The 9,129-nt window shown below is 64.4% G+C and carries 12 protein-coding genes; 9 read left to right on the forward strand and 3 right to left on the reverse strand.

Features of this window, described 5'->3' with window-relative positions; translation table 11 throughout:
• The first annotated feature begins 2 nt into the window (after positions 1-2).
• From ACT4OC_RS18025 to ACT4OC_RS18040, 4 genes are all read left to right on the forward strand, one after another.
• On the forward strand, positions 3-437 hold the full coding sequence (locus tag ACT4OC_RS18025; RefSeq protein WP_444840377.1) for a DUF420 domain-containing protein: 435 nt from the start codon (positions 3-5) through the stop codon (positions 435-437).
• 13 nt (positions 438-450) lie between these two features.
• Positions 451-1,074 carry a TlpA family protein disulfide reductase gene (locus ACT4OC_RS18030; protein WP_444840378.1) on the forward strand — a complete coding sequence of 208 codons (624 nt, stop codon included), beginning with the start codon at positions 451-453 and terminating at the stop codon, positions 1,072-1,074.
• 210 nt (positions 1,075-1,284) lie between these two features.
• Complete coding sequence (locus ACT4OC_RS18035; RefSeq protein ID WP_444840379.1) at positions 1,285-1,554, forward strand: hypothetical protein; 270 nt, start codon at positions 1,285-1,287, stop codon at positions 1,552-1,554.
• A 2-nt stretch (positions 1,555-1,556) separates the two neighbouring features.
• Positions 1,557-2,168, forward strand: a complete 612-nt coding sequence (locus ACT4OC_RS18040; protein WP_444840395.1) for a hypothetical protein — start codon at positions 1,557-1,559, stop codon at positions 2,166-2,168.
• A gap of 135 nt (positions 2,169-2,303) precedes the next feature.
• On the opposite strand, the gene ACT4OC_RS18045 is transcribed toward ACT4OC_RS18040, so the two are convergent.
• Positions 2,304-2,501: a hypothetical protein gene (locus ACT4OC_RS18045; protein WP_444840380.1), complete on the reverse strand. Its 198-nt coding sequence runs from the start codon at positions 2,499-2,501 to the stop codon at positions 2,304-2,306.
• Between the two features lie 59 nt (positions 2,502-2,560).
• Positions 2,561-3,562 (reverse strand): 2-dehydropantoate 2-reductase, encoded by a 1,002-nt coding sequence (locus ACT4OC_RS18050; RefSeq protein ID WP_444840381.1) that lies wholly within the window; start codon positions 3,560-3,562, stop codon positions 2,561-2,563.
• A gap of 140 nt (positions 3,563-3,702) precedes the next feature.
• Here ACT4OC_RS18050 and ACT4OC_RS18055 point away from each other — a divergent pair, with 140 nt between their 5' ends.
• From ACT4OC_RS18055 to ACT4OC_RS18065, 3 genes are all read left to right on the forward strand, one after another.
• Complete coding sequence (locus ACT4OC_RS18055; RefSeq protein ID WP_444840382.1) at positions 3,703-4,266, forward strand: YidB family protein; 564 nt, start codon at positions 3,703-3,705, stop codon at positions 4,264-4,266.
• Between the two features lie 27 nt (positions 4,267-4,293).
• Positions 4,294-4,569 carry a GlsB/YeaQ/YmgE family stress response membrane protein gene (locus ACT4OC_RS18060; protein ID WP_444840383.1) on the forward strand — a complete coding sequence of 92 codons (276 nt, stop codon included), beginning with the start codon at positions 4,294-4,296 and terminating at the stop codon, positions 4,567-4,569.
• A gap of 261 nt (positions 4,570-4,830) precedes the next feature.
• Positions 4,831-5,745, forward strand: a complete 915-nt coding sequence (locus tag ACT4OC_RS18065) for a hypothetical protein (protein WP_444840384.1) — start codon at positions 4,831-4,833, stop codon at positions 5,743-5,745.
• Between the two features lie 101 nt (positions 5,746-5,846).
• Here ACT4OC_RS18065 and ACT4OC_RS18070 read toward each other — a convergent pair whose 3' ends face one another.
• Positions 5,847-6,629, reverse strand: a complete 783-nt coding sequence (locus tag ACT4OC_RS18070; RefSeq protein WP_444840385.1) for an SDR family NAD(P)-dependent oxidoreductase — start codon at positions 6,627-6,629, stop codon at positions 5,847-5,849.
• 253 nt (positions 6,630-6,882) lie between these two features.
• Here ACT4OC_RS18070 and ACT4OC_RS18075 point away from each other — a divergent pair, with 253 nt between their 5' ends.
• Both ACT4OC_RS18075 and ACT4OC_RS18080 read left to right on the forward strand, forming a co-directional pair.
• On the forward strand, positions 6,883-7,935 hold the full coding sequence (locus ACT4OC_RS18075; RefSeq protein ID WP_444840386.1) for an acyl-CoA dehydrogenase family protein: 1,053 nt from the start codon (positions 6,883-6,885) through the stop codon (positions 7,933-7,935).
• A 22-nt stretch (positions 7,936-7,957) separates the two neighbouring features.
• Positions 7,958-9,118, forward strand: a complete 1,161-nt coding sequence (locus tag ACT4OC_RS18080) for an acyl-CoA dehydrogenase family protein (RefSeq protein WP_444840387.1) — start codon at positions 7,958-7,960, stop codon at positions 9,116-9,118.
• The last annotated feature ends 11 nt before the right edge of the window (positions 9,119-9,129 follow it).

The raw sequence follows: 9,129 nt of genomic DNA on the forward strand, positions 1-9,129 counted from the left end.
GCATGATTGCCCACGCCGATCTGATCCACGTGCTGGCGTTTGTGAATGTGGCGATCTTGGCCACGCTTGCCTTGGGGTATGCGTGCATTCGCCGGGGGAGCCGCGATGGACATCGCCGGATGATGTCCATCGCGATCGCTCTCGGGTGCGGCTTCCTGGCAATCTATTTCTACTATCACTTCGGCGCGGGAATGGCGAAGTTCGGCGGCCAGGGAATGATCCGGCCGGTCTATTTCACGCTTCTCGCAGCACATACCCTGATGGCGGCCGTCGCCGGATTGTTGATCCCGGCTGCGTTCCTGCGCGCCTTTACCGGCCATTTCGACCGACACCAGCGGCTGGCGCGATGGGCGTTGCCGATCTGGCTGTTCGTGGCGGCCTCAGGTCTGGCCGTTTACGCCATGGCGGTGCACCTGTTCCCGATTGCGGCCAGCTGACCCGGACACGATCATGTCAACGCAGCGGACAATTCCACTCCCTTCCGTCCGGGCCGTGGCCAGGCCGGGCATTCCACGCAAGGCGCTTACTGCTGCGCTGCTTGCAGCTGGCATTTTCAGCGTCGTAATCTACCTCGCAATTTCCGACGTGCCGCGCGGCGTCCGCAATCTGTCGGGCGGTCCTGCGAAACTCAGTGCCTTTACCGACGAAACGGGCGCGTCCGTTTCCATCGAGGCCTTTCGGGGCAGGGTCCTTGTTCTGAATTTGTGGGCAGCCTGGTGCGTACCCTGCATCCAGGAAATGCCGTCTCTCGACCGTCTTGCAGCCCGCATGCCCGAGGACTCTTTCGCGATCGTAGCTGTGAACCAGGATAAGGGCAGTGCTGGCGCGGCCAAGCTCGTATTCAAGCGAATGAACCTGCAAGTTCTGAAGCTCTATCTCGACCCGTCCGGTGTGCTTGCACGCGAGATCGGGACACGGGGTCTACCGACGACCGTCATTTTCGGTCCGCTAGGGGAACCCCTCTCCTACCGCGAAGGCGCCGCCGAGTGGGACAACGAGGAATTCGTCCGCTATCTCATATCGCTCTCTCCGCGCCCGGCGGATGCGCACCGAACCGCGGTCAGGCCCGATTGACGGCGCCACTGAAGGCAACGGCGCGAGTTGTCGCGAATGGTTCCGACGTCGCGGAAAACGAGACCCATGGTCCGGCCGGAAGTCAGCCTGTTCCTGGCGCGCCTGCTGGTGCCGGAGATGTTGATGTAGGCCGGACAGTCGGTGCCGGGTCGTAGGCGCCTGCGGCCGGAAGCTTTTCGTTGCCGCTTCTCGATCCCCGTGGAACAATCGGTGAGGGGCGCGCGACATCTGCCGCCCAACCGCGAGATCATGGTCGCCACTTCTTTTTTGGAGCGAATCGAATCGTTCCGACGTGGCCGGAGGCAACCGCTGACCCCGATCATGGCAACGCGTCACTCGTTCCCGCGCGAAAAAACAGAGGAAATTCAAGCCCTCCTGCGCGCGATCTGGGCAAATCCCCGTTCTGCCGGAAAAATGCCCGGTTCCGGGGTGACAAGCCGCACGGGAATGGGCGACAATCTCCCGGAAATTGTGGTGTGAGAATTCTACCCGTGCGAACCGCGTCAGGCGCATTGCTTTCCGTTGCTGCGGTCGGGAGCCTGCTGGTGCTGGCGCAGACGGGCGCGCATGCGCAGTGGTGGCGCAGCGCGCCAGCCGATTTCGAGGATTGCGCGGCACTTGCCGCGAAGGCGCCGACCAAGGACGAGACGACAGCGAAACTTTCCGACTGCAACGCCAAGTTCGCCGGCCGCCGCAAGCCCGGCGGCGGCTACACCTATTTCGACTTCATGCAGAACCGCAATTTCGACATTGCGGGTCCCAATCCGACGCCGGAGGAGCAGAAGAAGATCGACGAGGAATACATCGCCTATCTCGAGCGCGAGCGCCGCAACACCGCAGCTGCTGCGCTCGCCGCCAAGCAACGGGAACAGCAGGAGCAGCAGCAGCAACGTAAGTTGCAGCAGGTCTCGCTGCGAAGCGACGAAAAGGTGCCGGTGCCCGTGGCCAGCCCAGCCAAGCAGCCGCCGCGGACGCGCTCGGTGACCGGCTGCGTCAAGGGCACCTTCTCCTGCGACTGGCCGCGGCTCTCCGGAGGCATCAACGACATCAAAAAGCTGTTCAGCGGCACGCCGAACAAGGGCAAGCGAAGCTGACATCGCGAAGCGATGTCATTCCGGGGCATGCGAAGCATGAACCCGGAATCTCGAAGTAGTGGAAAAGAATGCGGCGCGAGATTCCGGGTTCGCGCTTCGCGCGCCCCGGAATGACGAAAGCCTCGCAGCTTCCGGCTACTGCTGCGGCTTCTTCGGCTTCGGCTTGGCCGGGCGCGGCGCCGGGGTGAAGATCGTGGTCGCCGAACCGCGGCGGCTTTCCTGCAGCCGCGCTTCATACCCGGGCGAGGGCGTCGCCGTCGGCGGCACGGCACGGGCGGGAGTGAAAACGGCGCCGGCGCCGATTGCCGCAAGCGCAATCCAGATTCGCGTCATATCGGTCCTCCGTTTGTTCCGAAGCTTCGCCCCGCTTGCGCGCGATTTCAAGGCAAGGCTCAACCGCGAACCTGCTCCGGGGTCAGGCCGGGGGAACCCTTGCCGTCGGCCTCCGCTTTCCGGATCAGCTCGACGATGCGCCGCGACAGCGGCGCGGCAAGGCCGCGCCGCTCGGCGATGGTGGTGATGACGCCTTGCAGATAGTCGATCTCGGTGCGGCGGCCGCGCTGCAGATCCTCCCACATCGAGGAGCGCGCCTCAGGATCGATCTTCATGGTACGCCCGAGCACGATCTCGAACAGCGCATCGGGCAGCCGCAGCAGCGGCGGCATGAAGCTCACCGGCAGCGGCGCGGTGGAAACCGGCTTGATGCCCTCCGCCCTGATCGCCACCAGGGCCTCCGCCACCTGGTCGGCAAACAGGCGGCGCCAGGCGCGCTGCGCCAGCTGGCGGCGCAGCGGCTGATCGGCCAGCGCATTGAGCGCGTTGTTCAGATTGAACAGCAGCTTGCCCCATTGCAGGGCGACGATGTCATCGCTGGCGCGCGTCTTAAGGCCGGGCACGGTGAGCTTTTTCGCCGTCTCCGCAGCATCCTTCTCGATCACGATGTCGCCGGAGGTGGCGCGGTGAAACCGTCCCTCGCCGAGCGCGATCACGTTGTAGGGCACCATGCCGCCGAGCACACGCCATCCCGGCAGCTTCTCGCGGAGCAGCGCCGTATTGCCGACGCCGTTCTGCAGGGAGACGATCACGGCATCATTGGGCGCGTGCCTTGCGATGAGTTCGGCCATTCCTGCGCTGTCGGCGCTCTTCACAGTCACCAGCACGACCGCCGCATTGGCGAAGACATCGGGATTTTCAGACAATTCGAGCTGCCCCGCGGCAAGCCGCCGGTCGAGGCCGTCGAAGCTCGTCAGCCGCAGTCCGTGCGTTGCGATCTCGCCGATGATGCGCGGCCGCGCCAGCAGCGCCACGCGGCGGCCGCCCGCCGCCAGCATCCCGCCGACGAAGCAGCCGATGCTGCCTGCCCCGGCAATGCCGATCGGCCGTTCAGAATTCATTCAGCGATCTCCGTGCAAGGCCTTCGGTAGCAGACGGCGCACCGGTTGCCTATCGATGTACCGGCAACGCCGCCTTGTAACCGTCATGGGGCGTCGTTATCTTTTTGCCCGCGGGGCGGAGCGACTGGCGGGAGACCACCATGGGTTTACTCGATGTACTGAACGGCATGCAGAACGGCCCGCGCGGCCCCTCAGGGCCAGCCACCGATTCCAAGGGCGGCATGTCGCCGATGACGATGGCGATCCTGGCGTTGCTCGCCTGGAAGGCGTTGAAGCATTTTGGCGGCAGCAGTCAGCCGGGCGCTCAACCTGCTCCGGCGCCCTCGCCGAAGACCATCAACGCAGGCATGCCCGGCGGCGGCATGAGCGACCTGCTCAAGGGCGGTCTCGGCGGCCTGCTCGCCGGCGGCGCGGCCGGCAGCATTCTTTCCGGCGGGCTCGGCGATCTAGTGAAGCAGCTGCAGCAGGGCGGCCAGGGCGACGCCGCCAGTTCCTGGGTCGGCAAGGGCCAGAACCAGCCGATCTCACCCGGCGATCTCGCCAGCGCGCTCGGCGCCGACCAGATCGATGCCATCGCCTCGCAGAGCGGCATGTCGCGTGACGATCTCTTGCAGGGCTTGAGCCAGTACCTGCCCGACGCGGTCGATCAGCTGACGCCGGACGGACGGTTGCCGGACGAGAACGAATTGTCGAAATGGATTTGACGCGCGGTTTGTAAAAGGGGTCTCACCATGAGCGGCATTCTCTGGATCATCGTCGTCGGCTTCGTCGCCGGAATCATCGCGCGCTTGCTGTCGCCGGGGCCGAACAACCCGAGCGGCTTCATCCTGACGACGATACTCGGCATAGCCGGCGCATTCCTCGCCACCTGGATAGGCCAGGCCATCGGTCACTACAGCCCCGACCAGGGCGCCGGCTTCATCACCGCCACCATCGGCGCGCTGGTGGTGCTCTTCATCTGGAACCGGCTGGTCGCGCGCGGAGCGATACCGGACTGGAATAGGTGACGGCGTAAACGATAAGGCAGTCAATCGCTTCCCGTTTCGGCGGCGACGCTATCTTCGCGAGGCGTCGCTCGCCATCGCTACAGACGGCCTGAATTGGCACCGCCAGTGGCGATCAAGGCGTCGGCACCGACACTCAACACAGCCATAAAGCCTATCGCACCAGCCTGACTGTGCGCTCACCCGCCCGGGGGGCGCGCGCCAAAAGCTGCCGCAAAAGTGCGGTATATTGCGTGGAAGACAGCACCAACCGGGAGAACTTCGATGTGCCGCCCTGTGCTCGCTCTCTCACTCGTTCTCTTCACGGGACTCGCCCATGCGCAAAGCCCGACTATTCTTGGGGGCGTGGGCGCCGGGGCAAAGGCGACAAACTCGCCAAACGCGCTGATCGCCGGCAATCATGGCGGCGACACCCTGCAAAATTCTCCCTTTGCCGTGCTGTACGGAGCGGCCGCGGGACAGGAACTGAAGAACTCCCAATACGCAACGGTGATTGGTCCCAGCGCCGCTCGTTCTTCCGAGGGAGGTGAGGGCGCGATCTATCTGGGATTTTCGCCTGGGTACTTTGCGAAGACCAGTGTCAAGTATTCCACTCTCATCGGCTACGCGGCCGCTCGTTTTGTGGACAATAACACGTACAGCAACATCATCGGCTATGCCGCAGGCTCGTATTCCCACCGATCGCATCAATCGGTTCTGATCGGGATGCACTCCGGCTACCGTGCAAACGATTCCGACTCCCTGGTGACCGTTGGTCGCTTTGCCGGCGCTTGGGCGGACAACTCACCTCATTCGATCATGATTGGCTACCAGGCGGGCGGAGTCGAAAAGCTGGACGCTCAGGTCGAAATCCCGTCGGCCCACCACGTTAGCCGCGGTGTCTATATCGGTGCCGGAGCGGGCAAGGTCAGCGCAAACACGACGGACGTCGTCCTGATCGGCACCGACACAAGCGCGACAACCGGCGTCGAGAACGCGATTGCGCTCGGCAAGGGCGCGAGGGCCACGCAGAGCAACTCCATGAACGTGCCGGTGTTGAAACGGGATGGCGGCGGCGTGCTGGAAGTTGACGCCGGCGGCAATGTTGCGCCAACCGATCGCTTGGCGCAGGCGCTTGCGGCGATCGCCGCGCTGCAGGCGCGCGTCACGGCTCTCGAAGATAACAACCGGCTGCGCTGACCGTGCCAGGCAAGGATGCTGATACGGAACAGCGCCGTCCGTTGCTCGGACGGCGGCAGGTTGTTGGGTACAACGCGACGTCGAAGGACGAGGGTGCTTTCTCACTGAATCAAGTGCATCCCCGCATCCATGCGGACGAACTCGCCGGTCATCTGGCCAGACTGCGGCAGCGCGAGGAAGCAGACGAGCTGCGCGATGTCCTCGGCCGTTGACGCCGATTTCAGCGGCACCCGCGCGATCACCATGTCGCGCACCTGCTTGGCGCCGGCCTCGCCGCGGCCCTTGGTGAACCAGGGCGTATCGATATAGCCGGGACATACCGTGTTGACGCGGATCAGCGGCGCCAGGGCGCGCGCCAAAGATTGAGTCATTGTGTTGAGCGCGCCCTTGCTCGCCGCATACGCCACCGACGAGCCGCCGCCGGAAATGCCGGCAATCGAGGAGACGTTCACCACCGCCGCTGAACGCCCGCTCGCCTTCGCGCCGGCCTCCAGCAGCGAGCGCGCGGCGCGGATCATCTGGAACGGGCCGATGGTGTTGACGGCATAGATGCGCTGAAAATCCTCCGCCGACAGTCCGTCGAGATTGTCGTGCGGCACATGCTTGGTGGTGCCGGCGTTGTTGACGAGGATATCGAGCCGGCCCCAGCCGCTTGCCGCCGCGGCGATCTTCCTGCAGTCCTCGTCGCGCGAGACGTCGCCCTGCACTACCAGCACCTCGGCGCCGGCCTCGCGGCAGAGATCGGCGGTCTCTTCGGCTTCCTTCTTGCTGTTGGAATAGTTGACGACGATCTTGCCACCGCCCTTGGCTAAAATGCCCGCGGTCGCGGCCCCGAGCCCCGAAGCCGACCCCGTCACGATCGCGTACAAACCATCCTTGGACATCCGTATCCTCTTCTTTGTTGTGATCTCATTTTCCGGGCGGTGGCATACCATATCGCGCGGCAATGTCAGGGCCAATCGGCACTCCATGCGTGGAATAAGAGCTGCCTTGCGCGGCATATTCCATCCGCGCAAGCGGCCCTGCGGCGGGCGCTTGTCAGGCCTATGGCTTTTCCTCATCATTAAGCGCAAGAAAAGACCGCACCCGGCCGGCAAAACCCCGGCCAGAGGTCGCCAATCAACTTCGGGGAGCGCCGTGGCGGAGAGTGAGAACATTGTCGTCGAGACCGCGGAAAAGATTTTCGCCGATCTCGCCGACCCCCAGAGCATCAATCACGACAAGAAGGGCGAGTGGAAAGCCCCGCTCTGGCAGGCGCTGAGCGAGGCGGGATTGCCGCTGGCGTGGGTGAGCGAGGATTGCGGCGGCTCCGGCGCGAGCCTGGCCGAAGGATTTGCCGTATTGAACGCCGCCGGCCGCCATGCCATTGCCGTGCCGCTCGCCGAAACCATGCTCGCCGGATGGCTCTTGGCACAGGCGAAAATTTCCTCGCCCGAGGGCGAGATGACGGTAATCCCGGCGACGCCGAAAGACCGGATGACGCTGAACGGCGACGGTACCCTCTCCGGCCGCGCCCGCAGCGTGCCGTTCGCGAAGGCAGCGAAACATTTCGCCGTGCTCGCCGGCAATTCCATCGCACTGGTCGACCCATCGAGATGCCGGATCGAGGCTGGCGTTGGGCTAGGCGGCGACAACAGCGATATCGTCGTGCTCGACAAGGTCGCGCCCGTCTCGACAAAGCCGGCGCCGAAGGGCTTTGACCAGACGCAGCTGATGCTGATGGGCGGCGTGGTGCGCTCGCTTCAGATCGCTGGCGCACTCGAAGCGATGCTGGAGATCAGCGTGCGCTACTCCAACGAGCGCGTCGCCTTCGAGAAGAAGATCTCGAAGTTCCAGGCGGTACAGCACAATCTGGCAAAGCTCGCCGGCGAATCCGCGGCTGCACTTGCCGCCGCGACCTCCGCCGCCGACACCATCGCGAATGCCAAGGGCTTCGACGACGCCTGGTTCCTGGAAGCTGCCGCCGCCAAGATTCGCTGCTCGGAAGCTGCCGAAAAGGGCAGTGCCATCGCCCACCAGGTGCACGGCGCGATCGGCTTTACCATCGAGCACATCCTGCATCGCTTCTCGCTGCGCGCGCTGGCTTGGCGCGACGATTTCGGCTCGGAAAGCTACTGGGCCGTCGAGCTCGGCAGACTTGTCGCCAACCGCGGCGCCGACGAATTGTGGCCGCTAGTGGCCTCGCGCTGATCTTGAGGACACGAGACACACGATGACCGCAGCCCTTCGCTTCGATCCGATCCGCCTGCCGGAAAAATGCGAGCAGCTCCGCAAGGAAGTGCGCGCCTTCCTCGCTGAGGAAATCGCCCGCGGCACCTTCGATCCGCATCAGCCCAACCGTGAGGACACCGACGTGCCGGAATTCTCCCGCCGCGTCGGCGAACGCGGCTGGATCGGCATGACGTGGCCGAAGCAGTATGGCGGCCAGGAACGCTCCTTCCTCGAGCGCTATGTGGTGACCGAGGAGATGCGGGTCGCGAATGCGCCGACCCGGCGCTTCTTCGTCGCAGACCGTCAGAGCGGGCCGATTTTGCTCAAATACGCGCCCGAGCACGTCAAGATGGACATCCTGCCGCGCATCTGCAAAGGCGAGGTCTGCTTTGCCATCGGCATGAGCGAGCCGAACTCCGGCTCGGATCTGTTCGCAGCAAAAACCCGCGCCACCAAAACGGATGGCGGCTATCTCATCAACGGCACCAAGATCTGGACCTCGTCGGCGCATATCGCCGACTACATGATCGCGATCTTCCGCACCTCGCCGCCGACCAAAGAGAACCGCCGTCACGGCCTGACGCAATTCCTGGTCAAGATGAAGCAGCCGGGCATAAAGGTGAATCCGATCGGCCAGATCACCGGCCAGTATGAATTCAACGAGGTCGTGTTCACCGACTATTTCGTGCCCGACGATCACGTGCTCGGCGAGATCGACGGCGCCTGGAAGCAGGCGACGTCCGAGCTCGCCTATGAGCGTTCCGGTCCCGAGCGTTTCCTGGAAACCTATTACGTGCTGACCGAGCTGGTCCGCGCCGTCGGCAACAATCCGGATACGCGGTCCGCCGAAGGCATCGGCCGCCTGGTGGCGCAGGTGCATACCATGCGCCGCATGTCGGTCTCGGTCGCGGGCATGCTGCAGGCCGGCAAGGAGCCGGTGGTGGAAGCCTCCATCGTCAAGGACATCGGCACGATCTGGGAGCAGCAGCTGCCGCACCGCGTGCGCGACCTCGCCGCCTTCGTCGAGGAGACCGCGAGCAACCGCGAGACGCTGGAGAAGCAGCTGTCGTTCGCGATCAAGACCGCGCCGAAACTCACCATCCAGGGCGGCACCACCGAAGTGCTGCGCGGCATCATCGCCCGCGGACTTGGCCTGCGCTAATTCAACGAGGA

The organism is Bradyrhizobium sp. (genome assembly GCF_052389815.1).
Classification (GTDB): Bacteria; Pseudomonadota; Alphaproteobacteria; order Rhizobiales; family Xanthobacteraceae; genus Bradyrhizobium.